Origin of the sequence: Actinacidiphila acididurans (assembly GCF_016918855.1) — a bacterium.
Taxonomy (GTDB): Bacteria; Actinomycetota; Actinomycetes; order Streptomycetales; family Streptomycetaceae; genus Actinacidiphila; species Actinacidiphila acididurans.
In genome coordinates, this window is record NZ_JADKYB010000013.1 from 1 (window position 1) to 20,916 (window position 20,916).

The 20,916-nt window shown below is 73.9% G+C and carries 21 protein-coding genes; 7 read left to right on the forward strand and 14 right to left on the reverse strand.

All coding sequences use genetic code 11. The features are described 5' to 3' along the window. Positions 1-121: 121 nt before the first annotated feature. Positions 122-769 carry a CGNR zinc finger domain-containing protein gene (locus tag ITX44_RS23195; protein WP_205359271.1) on the reverse strand — a complete coding sequence of 216 codons (648 nt, stop codon included), beginning with the start codon at positions 767-769 and terminating at the stop codon, positions 122-124. Positions 770-932: 163 nt separating this feature from the next. Here ITX44_RS23195 and ITX44_RS23200 point away from each other — a divergent pair, with 163 nt between their 5' ends. Further along, a complete protein-coding gene (locus ITX44_RS23200) occupies positions 933-1,628 on the forward strand; it encodes a maleylpyruvate isomerase family mycothiol-dependent enzyme (RefSeq protein WP_307795447.1) in 696 nt (231 codons plus the stop codon). A gap of 134 nt (positions 1,629-1,762) precedes the next feature. Here ITX44_RS23200 and ITX44_RS23205 read toward each other — a convergent pair whose 3' ends face one another. Then, on the reverse strand, positions 1,763-2,002 hold the full coding sequence (locus tag ITX44_RS23205) for a DUF397 domain-containing protein (RefSeq protein WP_205359273.1): 240 nt from the start codon (positions 2,000-2,002) through the stop codon (positions 1,763-1,765). 195 nt (positions 2,003-2,197) lie between these two features. Here ITX44_RS23205 and ITX44_RS23210 point away from each other — a divergent pair, with 195 nt between their 5' ends. The 4 genes from ITX44_RS23210 (at position 2,198) to ITX44_RS23225 (ending at position 5,265) form a co-directional block, all read left to right on the forward strand. After that, the gene (locus ITX44_RS23210) at positions 2,198-2,767 is read left to right on the forward strand and encodes an isochorismatase family protein (RefSeq protein WP_205359274.1); all 570 of its coding nucleotides are present in this window, start codon (positions 2,198-2,200) and stop codon (positions 2,765-2,767) included. A gap of 232 nt (positions 2,768-2,999) precedes the next feature. After that, on the forward strand, positions 3,000-3,575 hold the full coding sequence (locus tag ITX44_RS23215) for a TetR/AcrR family transcriptional regulator (RefSeq protein ID WP_205359275.1): 576 nt from the start codon (positions 3,000-3,002) through the stop codon (positions 3,573-3,575). Positions 3,576-3,727: 152 nt separating this feature from the next. After that, positions 3,728-4,324 (forward strand): DUF4865 family protein, encoded by a 597-nt coding sequence (locus ITX44_RS23220; protein ID WP_205359276.1) that lies wholly within the window; start codon positions 3,728-3,730, stop codon positions 4,322-4,324. Further along, positions 4,318-5,265, forward strand: coding sequence for a phosphotriesterase family protein (locus ITX44_RS23225; protein WP_205359277.1), 948 nt, complete (start codon positions 4,318-4,320; stop codon positions 5,263-5,265). Before ITX44_RS23220 ends, ITX44_RS23225 begins: the two co-directional genes overlap by 7 nt. Here ITX44_RS23225 and ITX44_RS23230 read toward each other — a convergent pair. The 8 genes from ITX44_RS23230 to ITX44_RS23265 all read right to left on the reverse strand — a co-directional run bounded on the left by ITX44_RS23230 (position 5,262) and on the right by ITX44_RS23265 (position 12,667). Continuing rightward, positions 5,262-6,215 carry an IS481 family transposase gene (locus ITX44_RS23230; protein ID WP_205359278.1) on the reverse strand — a complete coding sequence of 318 codons (954 nt, stop codon included), beginning with the start codon at positions 6,213-6,215 and terminating at the stop codon, positions 5,262-5,264. The genes ITX44_RS23225 and ITX44_RS23230 overlap by 4 nt on opposite strands. Before the next feature lie 120 nt (positions 6,216-6,335). Continuing rightward, positions 6,336-7,043 carry an alpha/beta fold hydrolase gene (locus tag ITX44_RS23235; protein ID WP_205359279.1) on the reverse strand — a complete coding sequence of 236 codons (708 nt, stop codon included), beginning with the start codon at positions 7,041-7,043 and terminating at the stop codon, positions 6,336-6,338. Positions 7,044-7,145: 102 nt separating this feature from the next. Beyond that, a complete protein-coding gene (locus ITX44_RS23240) occupies positions 7,146-9,335 on the reverse strand; it encodes a serine/threonine-protein kinase (protein WP_307795448.1) in 2,190 nt (729 codons plus the stop codon). A 248-nt stretch (positions 9,336-9,583) separates the two neighbouring features. After that, entirely contained in the window at positions 9,584-10,438 is an 855-nt protein-coding gene (locus ITX44_RS23245; protein ID WP_205359281.1) for an oxygenase MpaB family protein, read from the reverse strand. 72 nt (positions 10,439-10,510) lie between these two features. After that, on the reverse strand, positions 10,511-10,888 hold the full coding sequence (crcB, locus tag ITX44_RS23250) for a fluoride efflux transporter CrcB (RefSeq protein WP_205359282.1): 378 nt from the start codon (positions 10,886-10,888) through the stop codon (positions 10,511-10,513). Then, positions 10,885-11,301 (reverse strand): DUF190 domain-containing protein, encoded by a 417-nt coding sequence (locus ITX44_RS23255; RefSeq protein ID WP_205359283.1) that lies wholly within the window; start codon positions 11,299-11,301, stop codon positions 10,885-10,887. Before ITX44_RS23255 ends, crcB begins: the two co-directional genes overlap by 4 nt. Next, complete coding sequence (locus ITX44_RS23260; protein WP_205359284.1) at positions 11,298-11,768, reverse strand: fluoride efflux transporter FluC; 471 nt, start codon at positions 11,766-11,768, stop codon at positions 11,298-11,300. The genes ITX44_RS23255 and ITX44_RS23260 overlap by 4 nt, the downstream gene beginning before the upstream one ends. 146 nt (positions 11,769-11,914) lie before the next feature. Next, positions 11,915-12,667, reverse strand: coding sequence for a TetR/AcrR family transcriptional regulator (locus ITX44_RS23265; protein ID WP_205359285.1), 753 nt, complete (start codon positions 12,665-12,667; stop codon positions 11,915-11,917). Between the two features lie 96 nt (positions 12,668-12,763). Between ITX44_RS23265 and ITX44_RS23270 the strand changes: the two genes are divergently transcribed. After that, positions 12,764-14,914 (forward strand): MMPL family transporter, encoded by a 2,151-nt coding sequence (locus ITX44_RS23270; protein WP_205359286.1) that lies wholly within the window; start codon positions 12,764-12,766, stop codon positions 14,912-14,914. A gap of 164 nt (positions 14,915-15,078) precedes the next feature. Here ITX44_RS23270 and ITX44_RS23275 read toward each other — a convergent pair whose 3' ends face one another. From ITX44_RS23275 to ITX44_RS23290, 4 genes are all read right to left on the reverse strand, one after another. Further along, positions 15,079-15,432 carry a UBP-type zinc finger domain-containing protein gene (locus ITX44_RS23275; RefSeq protein ID WP_205359287.1) on the reverse strand — a complete coding sequence of 118 codons (354 nt, stop codon included), beginning with the start codon at positions 15,430-15,432 and terminating at the stop codon, positions 15,079-15,081. Beyond that, the gene (locus tag ITX44_RS23280) at positions 15,429-16,973 is read right to left on the reverse strand and encodes an ATP-binding protein (protein ID WP_205359288.1); all 1,545 of its coding nucleotides are present in this window, start codon (positions 16,971-16,973) and stop codon (positions 15,429-15,431) included. The genes ITX44_RS23275 and ITX44_RS23280 overlap by 4 nt, the downstream gene beginning before the upstream one ends. Next, positions 16,970-18,652, reverse strand: coding sequence for an NAD(P)/FAD-dependent oxidoreductase (locus ITX44_RS23285; RefSeq protein WP_205359289.1), 1,683 nt, complete (start codon positions 18,650-18,652; stop codon positions 16,970-16,972). The genes ITX44_RS23280 and ITX44_RS23285 overlap by 4 nt, the downstream gene beginning before the upstream one ends. Positions 18,653-18,959: 307 nt before the next feature. After that, complete coding sequence (locus ITX44_RS23290; RefSeq protein ID WP_236061402.1) at positions 18,960-19,670, reverse strand: TetR family transcriptional regulator; 711 nt, start codon at positions 19,668-19,670, stop codon at positions 18,960-18,962. Positions 19,671-19,752: 82 nt separating this feature from the next. Between ITX44_RS23290 and ITX44_RS23295 the strand changes: the two genes are divergently transcribed. Then, a complete protein-coding gene (locus tag ITX44_RS23295; RefSeq protein WP_205359290.1) occupies positions 19,753-20,904 on the forward strand; it encodes an acyl-CoA dehydrogenase family protein in 1,152 nt (383 codons plus the stop codon). Positions 20,905-20,916: the final 12 nt, after the last annotated feature.

Below are 20,916 nucleotides of genomic sequence, written 5' to 3' on the forward strand. Positions count from 1 at the left end.
CCCACCCTCCCCCGCCGCCCCACCACCCCCGCACCACCCTCAAGCTCCTACGCGCCCCCTATGCGCCCCCTGTCGGCACAGGGGCTCGACCGCATTTGCGGTGCCCTTGGGAAAGGCGACGTCAGGGGCGAGCCGAGTCCGTGGGGTCAAGACGGGAACTGCGGCGGGCGTGGTGGCGGGCGACGCGGGCGCGGTTGCCGCAGGACGGCTTGCACCACTCCTGGCGGGGATGTTCCTTGACGAAGTAGCGGACGCAGCGCGGAGCGGGGCAGGCACGCAGGAGGGCACGGTCGGGACCGGCCAGAAAGGCGACGGCGGCGCGGGCCAAGGCGGCGGCCAGAAGTCGGGCGGGCGGCAGGGCGCCGGGGGCCGGGGCGAGGAGGACGGTCGGCGCGGCGTCGGGCGGCCAGTCCAGCAGAGGGGCCACCGGCACGAAGGCGGATGCCGCGTTGAGGCGTTCGAGAGCGAGGCCGGCCGGAGGCAGCCGCCCGGCGTCGGCGGAGCTGGGCTCCCCGGGCAGCACGGCACGGGCGAACAGCGCGCGGACCGCCGTCCTGATCTCGACAACCGCGGCCAGCACGCCCCCGTCAGCGGTGAACCCGCTCGGCACCGCGAACCCGGCCTCCGCCAACTCCCCCTCGTGCGCGCGCACCCACGCGTCCAGCCCGGCCGGCGAGGCGATCTCGTCGGTGATGCCGTCCTGCCCGTCGTGCCGGATGGTCGTGGCGAGAGCGAGGGCGAGCGTGAGGGAAAAGTGATCAACGCGCATATGGCTAATGGTATCGTCGGCCAAAACCATTAACACCAAGGGGGATGCACGTGCCCGACCGCCCCGACGTACCGCACGCGTCAGACGACCCGCACGTAGAACGCGTGAAGCACGCACCGCACCTGACCCCCGCATCGCCCCGCCTCCGCTCGCGGAGGCCGCGGTGACCGTGACGGCCCCCATCGACCTGCTCAACGTCTACGCCGAGGGCCAGACAAGGCTGCGCGGCCTGCTCACCGGCCTGACCGACGAAGCGCTTCGCGCCCCCAGCGCGCTGCCGGGCTGGACCCGCGGCCATGTCCTCACCCACATGGAGGGCGTGGGCCTCGCGCTGGCCCGCCAGGCGCGGTACGCCCTGCGCGGCCGGACCGTCGAGGTGTACGACGGCGGCCGCGCGAGCCGGGACGCCGCGATCGAGGCCGGGCACCGCCGCTCCGTCGAGGTGCTCACCGCCGCGCTGTCGGCCGCGCTGGACGAGACCGAGGCGTCGTGGGCCGCGGTCGGCCCCGAGGACTGGGGTCGCCCGGTGAGTTACCGCGACGGCGTCCTGCTGGACGCGGGCCTGGCCTGGTGGCGGGAACTGGAGATCCACTCCACCGACGCCCTGCTGGGCCGGTCCACCACCGACTGGTCCCCGGAATTCTGCGCGCACCTGGTGGACTACCTGGGCCGGCGCGTCCCGGCCGGCCTGCACGTCACCCTCACCGCGACCGACGGTCCCGCCACCTGGACCTGGGGCTCGGGCACCCCGCTGCACGTCGAGGGGGCGACCACCGACCTCGCCGCCTGGCTGGCCGGCCGCCACCCGGTGGGCGCGCTCACCGGCGACCCCTTGCCGCCGCTGGGCAACTGGCCCTGATCCGGCCGTTCACACCTGACCGGGCCGTACCCGGCCGGCCCGAACCCGGCCGGAGCGCATCGGCCCCGGACACACGAAAGCCCCGGCTCCGCGGAAGGAGCCGGGGCCGGTGCGTACCGACGAAACCGGGCCGCTCAGGTCAGGTCGAACTCGCCGTCCCGCGCCCCGAGGACGAATGCCCGCCACTCCGCCGGGGTGAAGATCAGCGCCGGGCCGTCCGGGTTGCGCCCGTCCCGCATGGCGATGTACCCCTCCACGAAGGCGATCTGCACATCGCCCGTGCCCTGGCTGCTGGACAGCCACTCCGCACCGGTGAGGTCGATCTGCGGCTTCTTCCCGTTGGCCAACGGCTGTCCGGCGGTGCTTTCGGCCACGTCCGGTCTCCTCCCACGACTTGTCGTCCGCGCTCAGCCTAACGGCCGGGGCGCCACGTCGTACACGATGCGCCAAGGCGCCCCGCGGTGGGCCGCTTCACCCCTGCGGACACCCGCAGGAGTGACAACTTCCCCTGGGAATCGGCGTGTTGGATCACCGGGCGCGGGACCGGCCCGGCCGGTAGGGTCCCGATCATGACCGCACATGATCACTACGGGCGGTTCGGCGCCGGACGTGAGTCCCCGCTCGGCGCCGGCCTCGACCCCGCCCGCACCGCACTCGTGCTCGTCGACCTGATGGACCGGCTGGTCGCCCTGCCGCTGGCTCCCCACCCGGGTACGGGTGTGGTCTCCGCCGCGCTGGGACTGGCCCGGGCCTTCCGGGCGGCCGGCGCGCCCGTGGCGGCCGTACGCGTCCGCAGACCCGGCGCGGCGGAACAGCCGCCCGGCAGCGACGTGGTCGCCGAAGTCGCCGAGACCGCCGACACGGTGGTCGTCAAGCAGGCCGTCGGCGCCTTCCACCGCACCGACCTGCACCAATGGCTCACCGACCGCGGCGTGGACACCCTGGTACTGGGCGGGATCGCCACCAACATGGCCGTCGAGTCCACTGCCCGCGCCGCCGCGGACCTCGGCTACCGCCTGGTGTTCGCCCACGACGCGATGTCCGGCCTGACGGCCGCCGAACACGAGGCGGCCGTGGCCCTGGACTTCCCCCGGTTCGGCACGGTGGTCGCGGCGGCGGACGTCCGGTTCGCCCGCTGAGCCGCGCCCCGCCCGCTCCTCGTCCGTTCCCGCACCACCGCACCGAGCCGCACCCCCACCGCGCACGCAGCGCCCACAGCACCGCACCGCACGAACTCGGCACCGCGCCACCGCACAGCACGGCGACCCCTCGACCCCGCCGGGCCGGCGGCAGGTGACCGGCGGCGGGCGGCGGAGACCGCCGCCCGCCCCTCCCCCGTTTCTGTACCTACTGGTATGTACACTGAGCCGCATGGACACGGTGGAACGCCTCATCGGCAGCGCCCAGGAACTGCTGTGGGAGCGCGGATACGTCGGGACCAGCCCGCGGGCCATCCAGGAGCGGGCGGGCGCGGGCCAGGGCAGCATGTACCACCACTTCAAGGGCAAGCCGGACCTCGCGCTGACCGCGATGCGCCGCAGCGCCGCCGAGCTGCGGGCCCAGGCCGACGCCCAACTGTCGGCCGGCACAACGGCGTTGGACCGCGCGACCGCGTATCTCCTGCGCGAGCGCGACGCGTTGCGCGGCTGCCGGGTGGGCCGGATGGCGATGGACCCGGACGTGGTGGCCGACGAGGACCTGCGCGAGCCGGTCGCGGAGACCTTCGGCTGGCTGCGCGAGCGGCTGGCCGGGATCATCGCCGAGGGCGTCGCGGCCGGCGAACTGCGGCCGGGGCTGGACCCGGTGGAGACCGCCGCCGCGCTCGCCGCGGTGGTCCAGGGCGGGTACGTGCTCGCCCGAGCGGCCGGTTCCCAGGAGCCCTTCGACCAGGCCGTACGCGGCGCCGCGCACCTGCTCGCGGGCTGGGCGGCCCCGCCCGCCGCCTGAGCGTCGCGCGCCGGACCGTACCTCCGGCCCGCACGACGCCCGTACGGCACCCGCCGCCGTGCGCCCGTACGTGCCCACGGGCATCAGTACGGACCCCGCACCGCCCCGAAACGTGCGGCCGGTCCGCCGGCCCCGACCGAGGAAGCCACCCCGTGCTCGCGATGAACTACCGCATCACCCTGCCGGCCGACTACGACATGGGGATCATCCGCCACCGGGTGGCCACCCGTGGTCACGCGCTGGACGACTTCCCGGGGCTGGGCCTGAAGGCGTACCTGATCAAGGAGCGCGGCGTGGCCGGCTCGGCGGTCAACCAGTACGCCCCCTTCTATCTGTGGCACACCGCGGAGGGCATGAACTCCTTCCTGTGGGGGCCCGGATTCCGCGGCCTGGTCGCGGACTTCGGGCGTCCCGTGGTGGAGCACTGGACCGGGCTCGCCTTCCGGCCCGGGCCCGCGGTGGCGGCCGAACCGCTGGCCGCCGTGCGCCGGGCCGAGCGGCTGGCGCCCGGCGAGGACCCCGCGGACGCGGTGGCCCGGGCGGTGGACGAACTGGCCGCGGAGGCCGGGCGCCCGGGCGTCCACTCGGCGGCGGTCGTGATCGACCCGCGCCACTGGGAGCTGGTGCGGTTCACGCTCTGGGAGCCGGAGCCGACGCAGGTGCCCGACGAGCCGGGGGCCGAGCGCTGTCGCGTCCTGCACCTGTCCCGGCCCGGCCTGGACGCGCTCGGGGCGGGACGGCAGTGGTGACCGCGGTCCGTACTGTGCTGGGCGACATCGCGCCCGGCGACCTCGGCGTCACCGACGCCCACGACCACCTCTTCCTGGCCGTTCCGTCACTGGCCGGGCAGGAACTGGACGACCCGGCGGCGGCCGAGGCGGAAGTCGAGGTCTTCGCCGGGCTCGGCGGGGCGGCGGTCGCGCAGTGGACGCCTTTCGGGCTGGGCCGGGCCGCGGGCCGGCTGCCGGCCATCGCGCGGGCGACCGGGGTTCATGTGGTGGCGGCGACCGGGCTGCACCAGGCGCACCATTACGATCCGGCGCTGCTGGACCGGCTGAGCCGCGACGGCCTGGCCGCCTTCTTCGTGGCCGAACTGACCGAGGGCATGCTCGACGGCGACACCCCGGACGCCCCGCGCGGCACCGCCCGGGCCGGGATGATCAAGGTGGCCGGCGGCTTCCACGGCCTGGACGACCACGCCCGGCGGATGCTGACCGCGGCCGCGGAGGCACACCACGCCACCGGGGCGCCCATCGGCGTCCACCACGAGATGGGCACCGCCGCCCCGGACGTGCTGGACCTGCTGCACGGCCGGCTGGGCGTGCCGCCCTCCGCCCTGCTCCTGGGCCACCTCAACCGCTTCCCCGACCCCGGCCTGCACCGCGAACTGGCCGCCTCCGGCGCCTTCCTGGCCTTCGACGGCCCCTCACGCGCCCACCACGCCACCGACTGGCGCCTGCTGGCCGGCCTCGTCGCCCTCGCCGAGGCCGGCCACCTCCACCAACTCCTCCTCGGCGGCGACACCGTCACCGCCACCGCCCGGGCCACCACCGGCGAGGGCCCCGGCATGCCCTACCTCCTCCGCACCCTGCGCCCCCGCCTGACCCGCGCCCTGGGCGAGGAAGCCGCCACCGCCGTCTTCCGTACCAACCCGGCCCGCGCCTTCTCGGCCCGCTGGACCACGCCCTAGGTGTATTGCCTCGTGAGGTTGGGGACGCGGCTGGCGGGTGGTTGGCCCTTCAGGGCGGTGTGTCCGCGGTGGTGATTGTAGGTGTGCAGCCAGTGAGGGAACGCTTCGCGTCGTTCGGTCTCCGAGCGGTAGGGGCGGGCGTAGGCCCACTCGTCGAGCAGGGTGCGGTTGAAGCGTTCGACCTTGCCGTTGGTCTGCGGGCGGTAGGGCCGGGTTCGCTTGTGGGCGATCCCGGCTGCCGCCAGCAGGTCGCGCCACTCGCGTGAGCGGTAGCAGGCGCCGTTGTCGGTCAGCACCCGCTCGACGGTGATCCCGGCGTGGGTGAAGAACGCCTGGGCCCGGGTCCAAAAGCCGGTGGCGGTCTCCTTCTTTTCATCGGTGAGGATTTCGCTGTAGGCCAGGCGGGAGTGGTCGTCGACGGCGGTGTGCAGGTAGCTGTAGCCGACGTTTGCGCGGGTCTTTCGGCCTGCCTGCCGGCCCAGGGCCTTGTGTCCGCCGCCGTCGGGGATGTTGCCGAGCTTCTTGATGTCGACGTGCACCAACTCGCCGGGACGGTCGCGTTCGTAGCGGCGTATGACGCGGCCGGTGGCCCGGTCCAGGTGGGACAGGCGGGCCAGGCCGAACCGGGCCAGGACGCGGTGCACGGTCGAGGGCACCAGGTGCAGCAGGTGTGCGATGCGGGCCGGTCCCCAGCGGCGCAGGACGCGGACCTTGATGATCCGGCGTTCGGTGCGGGTCGGGGTGCGGCGCGGGCTGGTGCGCGGGCGGGAGGAGCGGTCGCCCATCCCGGCCTCACCGAACTGCCGGTAGCGGTCGGCCCAGCGCTGGGCCGTGGTCGGCGAGACCTGGAAGCGTTCGGCGGCCCGGCGAAGAGGCCAGCCGTCCTCGACCACGCAACGGGCCAGGCGCAGCCGTCCGGTCTCGGTCAAAGGTGCATTACGGTGGGGCACGAGGGCCTTTCGGTCAGGTGTAGACGTCGCAATCCACACCGAACCGGAAGGCCCTCACCTATTCAAGATCCCTCAGCCGAGACCTGGCTCACCCGTCCACAACCTCCCGAGACAGAACACCTAGGCCATTCGGGGCGGCTCACCCAGAAAAGCCCGCACCGCCGCCAGGAAATCCGCCGGGCGCTCATCGTGGATCATGTGGCCGGCGTCAATCGTGATCAGGCGGGCGTCGGGGATGCGGGCGGCGACGCGGGCGAGGTCGCGCTGGTCGAGGTGGCTGGTGGGGCCGCCGGCGACGATCAAGGTCGGGGCGGTGATCGCGGCCAGGCCGGTCCAGTGGCGGGACGGTGGGGCGTTGCGCTGGCGGGCGATCGCGGGGACGACGCGCCAGTCGTACGGGGTGGGGCCGTCGGGGGCGGTGGGCACCGGGCGTGGCGGGTCGGCGGGGAAGGGGAGCGGGCCCTCCTCCAGGACGAGGCGGCGTACGGCGGCCGGCCGGTCCATGGCGACCAGGGACGCCACCACCGTGCCCATCGAGTGCGCCACCACGGTGACCTCGGCCAGGTCCAGGGCGTCGAGCAGCGCCAGCACGTCGTCCCGCATCTCCTCGAAGAGGTACGAACCGGGGTGGCCGCTCTCCCCGTGCCCGCGCAGGTCCACCGCGAGCGTGCGCCAGCCGTCGGCGGCCAGCCCCGCGGTGACGGCCCGCCACGAGGTGCGGTCCTCGCCGAGCGCGTGCAGGAGCAGCAGCGGCGGGCCGCCCGCGGGACCCTCGGCCTCGCAGGCCAGCGTGATGCCGTTCACCTGGTAGGTGGTCAAGTCGCCCATGGGGTGAGCGTAGGCGCGGTGCCACCGGCTCCCGGACGCTGTTCGCGCTCGGGGCAATCCCGGCCCGCGGCGGCGCGCGGGAAGAGCCCGCCGGAAGCAGACCTACCGCTCCTCCGCCGCCTCCTGCCGCAGTTCCGCCATGCGCCGGTGCAGCGCGCGGGCCTCGGCGGTGCGGCCGAGCTGTTCCAGGCAGTCGGCCTCGTCCTTGCGGCTGCTGATGCTGTCGGGGTGAGCGGGGCCGAGGACGCGCTCGCGGGCCTCGGCGACCTCGTGGTAGTGGCCGAGCGCCGCGGGCCAGCGGCCGAGCCAGCCGAGGGCCACCGCGACCTCGCGCCTGCTGACCAGGGTGTCGGGGTGGGCGGGGCCCAGGACGCGCTCGCGGACGGCGGCCACGTCGCGGGCCTCGACCAGGGCCCGGTCCCACTGGCCGAGGCGGCCGAGGTTGACGCCGAGGGCGTGCCGGGCCCGCAGGGTCTCCGGGTCGGCGGACCCCGCGGTGCGGGTGCGGGCTTCGGCCAGGTCCTCGAAGAGCGCCAGCGCCTCGGCGGTGCGGTCCAGCCGGCCCATGCAGATACCCGTCTCGTAGCGGGCGGCGAGCGTGTCGGGGTGGTCGGGGCCGAGACCGGCGGCCCGCGCCCGGGCGATCTCCTGGTACGTCTCCAGCGCCTGCTCCCACTGCCCGGCCCGGCCGAAGGCGTGCGCGACCTCGAACCGCGTGACCAGGGTGTCCGGGTCGTCCGCGCCGAGCACTCGCGCGCGGGCCTCGGCCACCTCGACGGCCATCGTGAACGCCTCCTGGGCGCGGCCGAGCTGCCCGAGATTGAAGGCCAGGTTGTGCTTGCAGTGCAGCGTGTCGGGGTGCTGCGGGCCCACCGTGCGCTCCCGCGCTTCGAGCACCTCGCGGTAGACCGTGTGCGCCTCCTCGTGGCGGCCCAGCCGCTCCATGGCGAAGGCCGCCTCGTGGCGGGCCGCGAGCGTGGCGGCGTCGTCGGGGCCGAGCACCCGGGCGCGTACGGCCGCGACGTACTCGTGCAGCGGCAGCGCCTCCTCGAGCCGCCCGAGCCGGGTCAGGCAGCAGGCCGCCTCGTAACGGCTGGTCAAGGTGTCGGGGTGGTCGGCGCCCAGGGCGCGGTCGCGGCCGGCGGCGACCTCGGTGTGCAGGTCGTACGCCTGCTGCCAGCGGCCGGCCGCGGCGAGCGTGGTGGCCTCGGTGTGGCGGGCGGCGAGCGCGGCCGACACGCCCGGGGCGGCCTGGGCGGGGACGGCGCGGGTGGACCAGGCCCCGGTGATGCCCGGGGTGGGCGGCACGGCGATGCGGTGGGCGCGGGTGGAGTGGGCGAGGGCGCCGGTGGTCAGGCCGCTGGCCCAGGCCGGCACCGGGGCGGGCGACTGATAAGGCGGCGTGCCGGCGGCGGCCCGCATCGCCTTGAGCCGGCCGCACACGTCGGCGGCGCTCTGCGGCCGGTCCTCGGGGTCCTTCGCGAGCAGGTCCAGGATCAGGCGCTCGAGGTCGGCGGGCAGATCGGGGCGCTTGCCGCGCGGCGGCTCGGGCGGGGTGTCGCGGTGGCCGACCAGGACGGCCCAGGCGTCGCCGAGGTCGAACGGCGCGGCGCCGGTGGCCAGTTCGTAGAGCACGCAGCCCAGCGAGTACAGGTCGCTGCGGTGGTCGACCCCCGAGCCGCCGATCTGCTCCGGCGACATGTAGTTGGGCGTGCCCATGGCGACGCCGGGACCGGTCAGCCGGGAGCTGAAGCCGATGTCGTGACCGAGCCGGGCGATGCCGAAGTCGCAGATCTTCACCGAGCCGTCGGTGAGCCGGATGATGTTGGCCGGTTTCAGATCACGGTGCACGATGCCCTGGCCATGGGTGTACGCGAGCGCCGCCGCGACCTGTTCGGCGATGTCGGCGATGTCGGGGACGGGCAGCGGCTGGCGGCGGGCGTCGTCGAGCACCTGGAGCAGGTTGCGCCCGTCGAGCAGTTCCATCACCAGGAACAGCACTCCGTCGTGCTCGCCGAAGTCGTGCACCACCGTGATGCCGCGGTGCTGGAGGGAGGCGGCGACCCGGGCCTCACGGCGGAAGCGTTCCTGGACCATGCGGGTGAAGGTGGTGTCGTGGGCGCGCCCGGTGACCGGATTCAGGCACTTGACGGCGACCCGGCGGCCCAGCGCCTCGTCCAGCGCGCGCCAGACCTCGCCCATCCCGCCCCGGCCGATCAGTTCCAGCAGCCGGTACCTGCCCTGGACGAGGGTGCCCCCGTCGCCCTCGTCACCTGCCGCGGACCCGGGCACTGCCGGGTCCGTACTGTGGTGTCCGCCGTTGTCTCCAGCCGCCATAAGGTGCCGTCGCCCCCGTGGTTACTCGGTGCTTCCCCGGTCCCAGTATGGCCGTGCCGGGCCGTGCGCGGGACCGCACATGAGGGCGTTTTCCCCCGCAATTCCCCTGCGCGTGCGCTCCTTTCACGCCCTTGCGGAAAGCCGTCGGGCCACTCCCGTCACGGAATGCCGCACGCGTCGCTGGACACACACGGCGGCCGGCGTCACGGCTTCGCGGGCAGCCGCCGCGCCGACGGGCGGGTGCCCGGGCCCAGCCGGCCGACCGCACCGAGGATGTGGCCGGGCGGGATCTGCCAGCGCAGGGTGGCCGGAACGGCCCGCAGGATCCGGCCGGTCGCGCGCAGCCTGCGGTCGGCGGACGCGGCCGACGGCGGGGTGCGGCCGTAGAGCTCGTGGGCGTACGGCGGCAGCGCCGCGAAGGCGGTGCCCGCGACGGCCGGCCACAGCGTGAACCGCATCGGCAGCAGCGGCCACGGCACCGGGGGCGCCTTGAGGAAGGCGACCACGTCGTGCGCCTCGGGAGTGGCGGCGAGCCGCGGGCGGATCGCCGCGAAGTAGTCGGCGAGCTGCGCGGTGCCGGCGGGCACGTCGGCCGGGTCGAGGCCGACCAGCCGGGCCGACTCGCGCTGCTCGTCCACGTAGGCGTCGGCCTGCGCGTCGGTGAGCGGGTAGCCGGAGCGGCGGGCCACGCCGAGGTAGGAGTCGATCTCGGCGCAGTGCACCCACAACAGCAGGTCCGGGTCGCCCACGCCGTACCGCTCGCCGGTCTCCGGGTCGATGGCGGTGAGCCGGCGGTGGATGCCGCGGACCCGGGCGCCGGCGCGCTCGGCGGCGGGCGCGGTGCCGTAGGTGGTCTCGCCGACGAAGGACGCGGTGCGCAGCAGCCGGCCCCAGGAGTCCCGGCGGTAGTCGGAGTTCTGCGTCACCCCGCGCACGGCCCGCGGCAGCAGCGCCTGGAGGTAGAGCGCCCGCACCCCGGCGACCCACATGATCGGGTCGCCGTGCATCTGCCAGGTCACCGAGCCGGGCCCGAACAGGCCGGGGTCCGCGTCACCCATCACGCCCTCCTTCCGCCGCCCACGGTATCCGCCGCGGCGCGCCACCCGTACGGGAGTCCCGGGATCGCCCGTTCAGCCCCAGACGGCCTCGCCGATCGCGGCGCCGGTGAAGGCGGCGCCGAGCCCGGCGGCGACACTGCCGACGACGTTGACGACCGCGTAGAAACCGGCGCCGTCCTGGGCCAGCCGCAGCGTCTCGTAGGAGAAGGTCGAATACGTGGTCAGCGCCCCGCACAGGCCGGTGCCGATGAGGAGTTGCAGGTGCGGGGAGGCGGCGCCGGCGGTCGCGGCGCCACTGAGCACACCCAGGATCAGCGATCCGGTCACGTTGACGGCGAAGGTCCCCCACGGGAAGACGGTGTCGTGCCGGGACTGCACGGCGCGGTCGGTGAGGTAGCGCAGGGGCGCGCCGACCACCGCTCCGGCGATCACCAGCAGCCAGTTCGTCACGCCTGCTCCCCCGTTCCGGGCGCGCCGCCCCGGCCGTCCCCGGCGTCCGGGTCCGGTACGTCGGCGGGGGCCGGCCCCACGTCCCGGGCGGTGTACCGGATCACCTCGCAGGGGTCGAGGACCACCAGCCCCTCGGTGACGAGTTCGTCCAGTTCGGGGAGGAAGGCGCGCACGCGGTCCTCGGTGTCCACGATCACCACGGCGACCGGCAGGTCCTCGCTGAGCGAGAGCAGCCGGGCGGTGTGGACGACGCTGGAGGCGCCGAAGCCCTCGATGCCGCGGAACACCGACGCGCCGGCCAGGCCCGCGGCGCGGGCGCGGTGCACGATCTCGGCGAACAGCGGCTTGTGGTGCCAGCGGTCGTTCTCGCCAACCAGGACGGTCAGCCGCAGGGCGGGGCCGGTGAGTCTCACTTCTGCCTCCGGGCGAAGATCCTGCGGGTGGCGGTGGCCGCGGCCCAGACCGCGAACAGGGCGGTGACCAGGGTCAGCGCGAGGTAGGCCAGGGCGATCCGGGGGTGACCGCCGTCGGTCAGCCGGCGGATGTCCACGGCGTACGTCGAGAAGGTGGTGAAGCCGCCGAGGATGCCGGTGCCGAAGAACGGCCGGACCAGGCGGTGCGCGGCCCACACGTCGGTGATCACCACCATGAAGGCACCGATGACCGCACACCCGACCGCGTTGATGATCAGGGTGGTCCAGGGGAAGGTGCCGGTGCCGGTCGGCCACAGCAGGCCGGCGCCGTAACGGGCACTGGCGCCGATCGCACCGCCGATCGCGACCACGGCGACCACCGGGCCCTGTCCGGACCGCGCGGCGGCGCGCTGGACGGGGACGCGGAACCGAGGCGCGGGGCGGCCGGCTGTCGGGGGGTTGGGCACAGAACTCTCCTACTCGCAGGGCACGGCACAAAGTCGCACGACGTGCGTGTCGCAAGCAGGGACCGTTGGCGGCTCACCGAGCCGCGGTTCGGGTACGGCGGGCCCCACCGCCGCGCGGAACCCGGGGGGCACCGCTCGGGACGAGTCTAGCGAAGTCCCGGACCGGCCAGCCCGTCGACCACCAGGCGGATGGTCCGGTCGATCACGGCTTCCTGCGCCTTGGTGTCCAGGTGGCGCAGGGGACCGTCCAGCAGCAGGACCGAGACGCCGTGGACCGCGGCCCAGGCGGCGTACTCCGCGTCGGGCCGCGTCTCCTCGGGCATCCGCCCGGCCGCGACCAGCTCGTCCACGATCCCGCCGAGCAGGGAGAAGGCGGCGTCGTCCCGCACGCCGTCGCCGTCGTCGTCCAAGCCGTCGTCCTTGCCGGAGCTCGCTTCGGAGCTCCCGCCGGAACCGTCGCCGGAATTCGCGGCGGAGCCCTCCCCCGGACCGCCCGCCGGGTCCCCGCCCGCCCCTTCCAGCGGGCCGGCCGGCTCCGCGGTGGTCCGGCGGAAGGCGGTGGCGAAGCAGCCCGGCTCGGTGCGGGCGAAGTCGGTGTACGCCCAGCCGGCCGCGACCAGGCGGGCGACGGCGGTCTCGCCGGGGTCGGCGGCGGGCGGCACCGCGTCCAGCGCGGCGGTGATCCGCGCCGCGAGCATGGCCAGCGCCCGCTGCTTGACGTGTTCGAGCAGGTCCTGCTGGCCGCTGAAGTGCCGGTAGGCCGCCGTGGCCGACACCCCCGCCCGGCGGGCGGCCTCGCGCAGCACGACCGCCTCGGGACCGCCCGTCCGGGCCAGGCCGACACCGGCGTCCACCAGCGCGTTGGCCAGGTCTCCGTGGTGGTATGTGGTGCGGCTCATGTCAGCAATGATGCCCCAAAGTTGACGCCGTTAACATCACCGTGCACACTGGAGGCGCTGAGAGTTAACACCGTTAACATCAACTGGGGGCACGTCATGCTCGGCACATTCGGCTCGGCGGTTCACCGCAGGGCCAAGCTCGTCCTCGTCCTGACCGCACTGGCCGTGGCCGTCATGGGGGTCCTGGGCGCCGGCGCCTTCGGACAGCTCAAGAGCGGCGGCTTCGACGTGCCGGGAGCGCCCTCCACGCGTGCCGCGCACATCGTCGACACCACCTTCAACGGCGGATCCGACCTGGTGCTGGTCGTCAAGGCCAAGGCCGGCTCCATCGACGGCGCGGCCCCGGCCGCCGCGGGCGCCGCGCTCACCCGCGCCCTGTCCGCCGACCCCGATGTGCGCGACGTCACCTCGTACTGGCCCGGCCACGACGCGGCGCTCAAGTCCCGCGACGGCGCCTCGGCGATGATCCTCGGCAACGTCGACAGCGACAACAAGGAGCTGGTCGGCCGGGTGCTCGGCACCTACGTGCACGACAGCGGCGCGGTCACCGTACGGGCCGGCGGCAAGGCGGTGGTGAATCACGACGTCAGCTCACAGGTCGTCAAGGACCTGGGGCTCGCCGAGGGGATCGCGGTGCCGGTGACCCTGGTGCTGCTGGTGCTGGCCTTCGGCGGCCTGGTGGCCGCGATGCTGCCGCTTGCGGTCGGCCTGGTCGCGGCGCTGGGCACCTTCGCGGAACTGGCGGTGCTCGGCCGGCTCACCAATGTCTCGGTCTACGCCGTCAACCTGACCACCGCGCTCGGCCTCGCCCTCGGCGTGGACTACGCGCTGCTGATGGTGGCGCGCTACCGCGAACTGACCGCGCGCGGCGCGGATTCACGCACTGCGGTGGTCACCACCGTGCGCACCGCGGGCCGCACCATCCTGTTCTCCGCGGCGACCGTGGCCGCGGCCCTGGCCGCGATGCTCGTCTTCCCGCTGTTCTTCCTGCGCTCCTTCGCCTACGCGGGTATCGGCGTGGTGGCGGTGGCCGCGATCAGCGCGCTGGTGATCGTGCCCGCACTGCTCACCGTGCTCGGCAAGCGGGTCGAGGTCGGGCGGCTGCCCTGGTCCCGGCGCCGGCAGGGGCGCAGTGACGGCGAGGCACCGTTCTGGGGCCGGCTGGCCGGAGCGGTGATGCGCCGCCCGGTGCTGGCACTCGCGCCGCTGGCCCTGCTGCTGGCGATGGCGAGCCCGCTGCTGCACGCGGTGTTCGGCACCCCCGACGAGCAGGTGCTGCCCACCTCGGCGCCGGCCCGGCAGACCGCCGAGCAACTGCGCACCGACTTCCCCGGCGACCAGGCGACCTCGCTCCAGGTGGTCGTCAAGGGCGACCCGGCCGCGCTGCCCGGCCGGCTCACCGCGATGCCGCACGTGGTCCGGGTCCAGGACGCCGACGCGGCCGGCACCCACCTCTACACCGTCTACACCGACCTGGGCAGCCACTCGTCGGCCGCGCAGCACCTGGTCGGCGACATCAGGGCGCTGCCGGTGCCGCACGGGGACACCGTCCTGGTCGGCGGGGACGCGGCGGCGCTGGTCGACGCCAAGCAGACCATCGGCGACCGACTGCCGTACGCGGCCGGGCTGGTGGGCCTGACCACGCTGGTGGTGCTGTTCCTGTTCACCGGAAGCGTCGCCCAGCCGCTGCGGGCCCTGGTGCTCAACCTGCTCGGCATCAGCGCCTCGGCCGGGACCATGGTGTGGATCTTCCAGGACGGCCACCTGGCGTCCTGGCTGGGCTTCACCCCGCGCCCCATGGACACGGCAATGACGGTGCTGCTGTGCTGCATCACCTTCGGCCTGTCCATGGACTACGAGATCTTCCTCACCAGCCGGATCAAGGAACTGCACGACGCCGGGGCCGACCGGACCGCGGCGGTGACCGAGGGGCTGGCCCGCACCGGCCGGATCGTGTCGACGGCGGCCGGCCTGCTGGCGGTCACCTTCTTCGCCTTCGGCACCGCCTCGGTCAGCTTCCTGCAGATGTTCGGCATCGGCTGCGGGCTGGCCATCCTGGTGGACGCCCTGCTGATCCGAGGCGTCCTGGTGCCGGCCTCGATGCGGCTGCTGGGCCGGCACGCCTGGACCGCCCCTCGCGTCCTGCGCCGGCTGCACGACCGGGTGGGCCTGAGCGAGTCGGGGTCGGACCCCGATCCGGAGCAGGAGGCCTCCGCCGAGCCGGTGGGCGCGGGAGCGGGCCGCTAGACCGGCCGGGCCGGGGGCCGGTCCGGAGCCGGGTCCGGGCCGGCCGGGATCCCGCCGGAGTACGGCCCGAATCCCGCCGGAGCACAGGCGACCGGCCGTCCGCTGCTCGGCAGCGGACGGCCGGTCGTGGCGTTGCGGCGAGGGCCTGGTGTCCCCCGGGCGGCTCAGCGGTGCAGCTTGTCCCGCCAGTCCTCGGGGACCCGGCCGGCCGGGCCGGGCACGGGCTGGTCCTCCGGGTGGCTCAGCGGCGGGGCGAGTTCCGGACCGTCCTCCACGTACTCCTCGCTGGTGAAGTTCCAGAACCACTCCTCGCCGGGCTCGTAGGAGCGGATCACCGGGTGGCCGGTGGCCGCGGCGTGCGCGCTGGCGTGCTGGCCCGGCGAGGTGTCGCAGCAGCCGATCTGGCCGCACTCGGCGCACCGGCGCAGGTGGTACCACCAGCCGGACGTGTTGTCGCACTCCGCGCAGCCGGGGCCGCTGGGCGCGGCGGTCGGGTCGATCCCTGGAATGGCGGTCATGCCTGCTCCTCCTGATGCTGCTGGGTACGGGACTGCTGCGCGTCGGGCTGCTGCTGGTCGGACTGCTGCGCGCCCGGCTGCTGCCGCCCGTCGCCGGACTGCTGATCCGGCTCGGGGCGTGGCTGGGTGAGCGGCAGGCGGACCAGGAACCGGGTGTCGCCGGGCACGGACTCGGCCTGCAGGTCGCCGTGGTGCTTGTTGACCACGATCCGCCAGGAGATGTCCAGGCCGAGCCCGGTGCCCTGGCCCACCGGCTTGGTGGTGAAGAACGGCTCGAAGATCCGGTCCCGGATCTCCGGGGCGATGCCCGGCCCGGTGTCGCGGAACTCGATGACCGCCTGTTCGTGGTCGCGGAAGGTCCGTACGGTGAGCGTGCCGGTGCCCTCCATGGCGGCGACCGCGTTGTCGATCAGGTTCGTCCAGACCTGGTTGAGCTCGCCGGGGTAGGCGGGCAGCCGCGGCAGTTCGCGGTCGAAGTCCTTGACCACCCGCACGTTGGCGCCCAGCTTGCCGCTGAGCATGTGCAGGGTGCTCTCCAGCAGCTCGTGCACGTCCACCACCTGGTACGGCGCCCGGTCCAGGTGGGAGTACTGCCGGGCCGCGCCGACCAGGCCGTCGATGCGGTTGACCGAGTCCTCGATCTCGTTCATCAGCAGCTCGGTCTCGACCGTGTAGTTCAGCCAGCGCACCGCGCCGTCCAGCGTGCGGGCGCCCGCGGTGGCCTCGACCTCCTCCAGCCAGCCGGTGTCCAGGCCGGCCTGCACGAAGGTCGGTGCCAGGTCCCAGCCGGCGGCGATCCCGCGCTCCTCCAGCCAGTCGGCGACCTCGTCCTCGCGGTCGGAGGTCTCCAGCGGGCTGAGGTGCTCGGCGCCGCAGGTCTTCTCCACCGCCTTCTCCTGGAGCTTGATCAGGGCCTCCAGGGTGGCCCGGTCGAAGGGGTCGGAGGCGGCGATCAGGCCGAGCTTGTGCCGCATGCCCGCCACCCGTTCGCGCAGCGTGGCGGTGGCCCGCAGCGCTGCCGCCGCCGGGTTGCCGAGTTCGTGGGTGAGCCCGGCGGACAGCGAGCCGAGCGCCAGCAGGCGTTCGCGCTGGCCGATGGCCTGCTTGGTGGACCGGCTGCCGAAGAACAGGCCCTCCAGCAGGTGGACCGGCATCGGGAACCATTCGCTCATCAGCTCGGCGAAGTGCTCGGCGGACAGCACGAAGAAGCGGGACGGCTCGGTGACGCGCAGCGTGTTGTTGTAGATCTGCGGCACCCGGTCGCCGAGATACGCCTGGAAGGCGCCGGCGTACACCCCGCGCTGGGAGGTCCGGTTGACCTCCACGTCGTCCGCGCCGACCCGGCGGGAGAGCACCAAAGAGCCGTCCAGCAGGACGTAGAAGCAGGTGGCGGGCTCGCCCTCGTGGTAGACGACGCCGGGCTCGGTGATCTCCACGCGGCCCTTGTCGCACAGCCACTGGAGCTGGTCGGGGGCGAGTTTTTCGAACAGGAACAGGGTGCGCAGCTCCTCGACGCTGCACACGATCCGGCTGACGGTCATAGCCGCTCCAGGTAACGGTGGACGAGCATCACGGCCATGGCGCCCTCGCCGACCGCGGAGGCGACCCGTTTGGCCGACTCGGCGCGGGCGTCCCCGGCCACGAACACCCCGGGGACGTTGGTCTCCAGGTGGTAGGGCGCCCGGTCCAGCGGCCAGCCGGCCGGACGTTCCCCGGCGACGGCCAGGTCCGGCCCGGCCACCACGAAGCCCAGGTCGTCGCGCTGCACCACACCGTCCAGCCAGTCGGTGCGGGGCGCGGCGCCGATGAACACGAACAGGAACTGCGCGTCCACCGTCTCGGTCTCGCCGGACTTGGTGTCGCGCAGGGTGATCCCCTCCAGCTGGCGGGTGCCGTGCGCGGCGGCCACCTCGGTACGGGTGCGCACCCTGATCTGCGGGGTCTCCTCTATCTGCTGGATCAGGTAGTGCGACATGGAGGCGGTCAGCGACTCGCCGCGCACCAGCAAAGTCACCGACCGGGCGCCGCGGGCCAGGTAGACCGCGGCCTGCCCGGCGGAGTTGGCGCCGCCGACGACGTAGACGTCCTGGTCCTTGCAGCCGGCCGCCTCGGTGAGCGCGGAGCCGTAGAAGACGCCCCGGCCGGTCAGCTCGTCCACGCCGGCCGCGTCGAGCTGCCGGTAGGAGACGCCGGTGGCCAGGATGACGGTGTGCGCGGCGACCGAGGTGCCGTCGCCGAGCAGGACGGTCCGCGAGGAGCCGCTGATCTCCAGGCCGGTGACCTCGCAGGCGGTCAGGATCTCGGCGCCGAACCGGGTGGCCTGGCGGTGCGCCCGGTCGGTGAGCTGGCCGCCGGAGACGCCGTCGGGGAAGCCGAGGTAGTTCTCGATCCGGGAGCTCTGACCGGCCTGGCCGCCGGTGGCCGTGCGCTCCACCAGGACCGTGCGCAGGCCCTCGGAGGCGCCGTAGACGGCCGCGCCGAGGCCCGCCGGGCCGCCGCCGATCACGATCAGGTCGTAGAAGCGGGCGCTGGGCGTGGTGGCCAGGCCCACGCTCGCGGCCAGGTCCGGGTCCGTCGGCTCGACCAGGGCCCGGCCGTCCGGGGTGATCACCACCGGCAGGGACGTGCCGTCGGTCTCGGCGGCGGTCAGCAGGGCCTGGCCCTCGGGTTCGTCGCTGGAGTACCAGCGGTAGGGGACCTGGTTGCGGGCCAGGAACTCGCGGACCCCGGAGGAGCGGGCCGACCAGCGGTGCCCGACGACCTTGGTCTCCTTCACCGGCCGGTGGTCCTCGGTGCGCCAGGCGGCGAGCAGGTCGTCCACCACCGGGTACAGCTTCTCCTCCGGCGGGTCCCAGGGCTTGAGCAGATAGTGGTCGAGGTCCACCACGTTGATGGCGTCGATGGCGGCGCCGGTGTCCGCGTACGCGGTCAGCAGCACCCGCCGGGCGCCGGGGTAGACGTCCATGGCCTGTTCGAGGAATTCGATGCCGTTCATCTCCGGCATCCGGTAGTCGGCGAGGATCACCGCCACCGAGTCGCCGCGCAGCCGCAGGTCGCGCAGCGCCTCGAGCGCCGACTCGCCGGAGTCGGCGCGCACGATCCGGTGCGACTCGCCGTAACGGCGCCGCAGGTCCCGGGCGACCGCACGGGACACCGCGGGGTCGTCGTCGACGGTCACGATCACGGTACGCGCCGCGCCGCCGGTCTGTGTCGCCGGCATGCTGCCCCCATCCGTACGGCCGGCCGGACGGGCCCGTACCCGCCGATCCCGGCGCGCCGCCGCCACGCTGTCCGGCGTGCCGTACTCCTCGCTTCTGCATTGCTGCCCTCGGCCGCTCTCGCCGCCGCTGCACAGGTCGCCGATCAACGGCAGTCCCATCGTATGCATGGCGTCGGCGCACCGCAGGCCCGCTTTCTCGATGGGCGGACACGCCGGCGCGGGCAGGGTGCGGGTCGCCCGCGGATCGCCGGTGAGGGCGGGGCGCATATGGCGATGGCACTGCGTTCCCCGGCGGGGCGGGGCCGGGTCAGTCCCGGGCGGGGCCGGGACGGTCCTGGTCGGGGGCCCGCAGGGCGGTCTCGACCCGCTGGACGACCTGCCACAGCGGGGTGTCGGCACGGGTGATCAGCACCACCGTGTCCTCCGGGTCGCGCCAGGTGCGGCGGACCAGGTCCAGGGCCGGGTCGACGCTGGCCGCCACCTCGCCGCTGCCGCCGGAGCGCAGCCAGGAGCGCAGCCCGTAGTTGTGCGCGGCCACCACGCCGGCGGCGACCGCGTGCGCCCGGGCGCCGCCGTCGGGCAGCGCGGCGAAGCGGCGCTCGAGATAACCGGCCAGCGCCCGCTCGTACCGCCACACCACCGAGATCTCGTACGCCTTCAGCGCCGGCACCTTGCGGGTCAGGGCGTAGCGGCGCACGGAGAAGGCGGGGTTCTCGGCGTACATGCGCATCACGACCCGGGCGGCGCCGCAGGCGACGGTGACCGCGTCCTGCCCGGGGTGGTCCTGGTCCAGGTAGCCGACCATGTCGGCCAGGGCCCGTTCGTGGTCGGGGAAGACCACGTCCTCCTTGCTCGGGAAATAGCGGAAGAAGGAGCGCCGTCCGACGCCGGCCAGCCGGACGATGTCGTCGATGGTGGTGTTCTCGTAGCCGTGCTCGGTGAACAGGTCGAACGCGGCGGCGACCAGCAGATCGCGCATGGGCGGCCGCTCGGCGCCGGGGTCCTTGGTCTGGCTCATCGCCCCATTAGACCGCAGGTCCTCCGGCGGTGGCACTCGGTGTGCATAATGAGGGTACTGAGTACCCTCTAAAGGAGTCGGCATGGCTGCGGAGTTCGACTTTTTCCGGACGTCGGAGGAGCACGAGATGCTCCGGGATGCGGTGCGGTCGCTGGCGGAGGCGAAGATCGCGCCGTACGCGGCGGAGGTCGACGAGGCCGGCCGGTTCCCGGCCGAGGCCCGCGAGGCGCTGGAGGCCAACGATCTGCACGCCGTGCACGTACCCGAGACGTACGGCGGCTCGGGCGCGGACGCGCTGTCGACCGTGATCGTGATCGAGGAGATCGCCCGGGTGTGCGCGTCCTCCTCACTGATCCCCGCGGTCAACAAGCTCGGCTCGCTGCCGGTGCAGCTGGCCGGCTCCGAGGAGCTCAAGACCCGGTACCTGGGCGCGCTGGCCCGCGGCGAGGGGATGTTCTCCTACTGCCTGTCCGAGCCGGACGCCGGTTCGGACGCGGTGAGCATGAAGACCCGTGCGGTCCGCGACGGCGACTCCTGGGTGCTCAACGGGGTCAAGCGCTGGATCACCAATGCCGGCGTGTCGCAGTTCTACACGGTCATGGCGGTCACCGACCCGGACAAGCGCAGCCGCGGCATCTCGGCGTTCGTGGTGGAGAAGGACGACGAGGGCCTGTCGTTCGGGGCGCCGGAGAAGAAGCTGGGCATCAAGGGCTCGCCCACCCGGGAGGTGTACTTCGACAACGTCCGGATCCCCGCCGACCGGATGATCGGCGAGGAGGGCACCGGGTTCGCCACGGCGATGCGCACCCTGGACCACACCCGGGTCACCATCGCGGCCCAGGCGCTGGGCATCGCCCAGGGCGCCCTGGACTACGCCAAGGGGTACGTCAAGGAGCGCAAGCAGTTCGGCAAGGCGATCGCCGACTTCCAGGGCATCCAGTTCATGCTGGCCGACATGGCGATGAAGCTGGAGGCGGCCCGCCAGCTCACCTACGCGGCCGCGGCCCGCTCCGAGCGCGCGGACTCCGACCTGACCTTCTTCGGGGCCGCGGCCAAGTGCTACGCCTCCGACGCGGCCATGGAGATCACCACCGACGCGGTGCAGCTCCTGGGCGGTTACGGCTACACCCGTGACTACCCGCTGGAGCGGATGATGCGCGACGCGAAGATCACCCAGATCTACGAGGGCACCAACCAGATCCAGCGCGTCGTGATGGCCCGCAACCTGCCCTGACCGTCCGGTTGT

Excerpts from the sequence above, each read along its gene's own strand:
- ITX44_RS23275 (WP_205359287.1), bottom strand. The coding sequence starts at position 15,432 with ATGACCGCCATTCCAGGGATCGACCCGACCGCCGCGCCCAGCGGCCCC.
- ITX44_RS23295 (WP_205359290.1), top strand. The coding sequence starts at position 19,753 with ATGGCTGCGGAGTTCGACTTTTTCCGGACGTCGGAGGAGCACGAGATG.
- ITX44_RS23280 (WP_205359288.1), bottom strand. The coding sequence starts at position 16,973 with ATGACCGTCAGCCGGATCGTGTGCAGCGTCGAGGAGCTGCGCACCCTG.
- ITX44_RS23210 (WP_205359274.1), top strand. The coding sequence starts at position 2,198 with ATGACCGCACATGATCACTACGGGCGGTTCGGCGCCGGACGTGAGTCC.
- ITX44_RS23285 (WP_205359289.1), bottom strand. The coding sequence starts at position 18,652 with ATGCCGGCGACACAGACCGGCGGCGCGGCGCGTACCGTGATCGTGACC.
- ITX44_RS23265 (WP_205359285.1), bottom strand. The coding sequence starts at position 12,667 with ATGAGCCGCACCACATACCACCACGGAGACCTGGCCAACGCGCTGGTG.
- ITX44_RS23195 (WP_205359271.1), bottom strand. The coding sequence starts at position 769 with ATGCGCGTTGATCACTTTTCCCTCACGCTCGCCCTCGCTCTCGCCACG.
- ITX44_RS23245 (WP_205359281.1), bottom strand. The coding sequence starts at position 10,438 with ATGGGTGACGCGGACCCCGGCCTGTTCGGGCCCGGCTCGGTGACCTGG.
- ITX44_RS23290 (WP_236061402.1), bottom strand. The coding sequence starts at position 19,670 with ATGAGCCAGACCAAGGACCCCGGCGCCGAGCGGCCGCCCATGCGCGAT.
- ITX44_RS23215 (WP_205359275.1), top strand. The coding sequence starts at position 3,000 with ATGGACACGGTGGAACGCCTCATCGGCAGCGCCCAGGAACTGCTGTGG.
- ITX44_RS23235 (WP_205359279.1), bottom strand. The coding sequence starts at position 7,043 with ATGGGCGACTTGACCACCTACCAGGTGAACGGCATCACGCTGGCCTGC.
- ITX44_RS23270 (WP_205359286.1), top strand. The coding sequence starts at position 12,764 with ATGCTCGGCACATTCGGCTCGGCGGTTCACCGCAGGGCCAAGCTCGTC.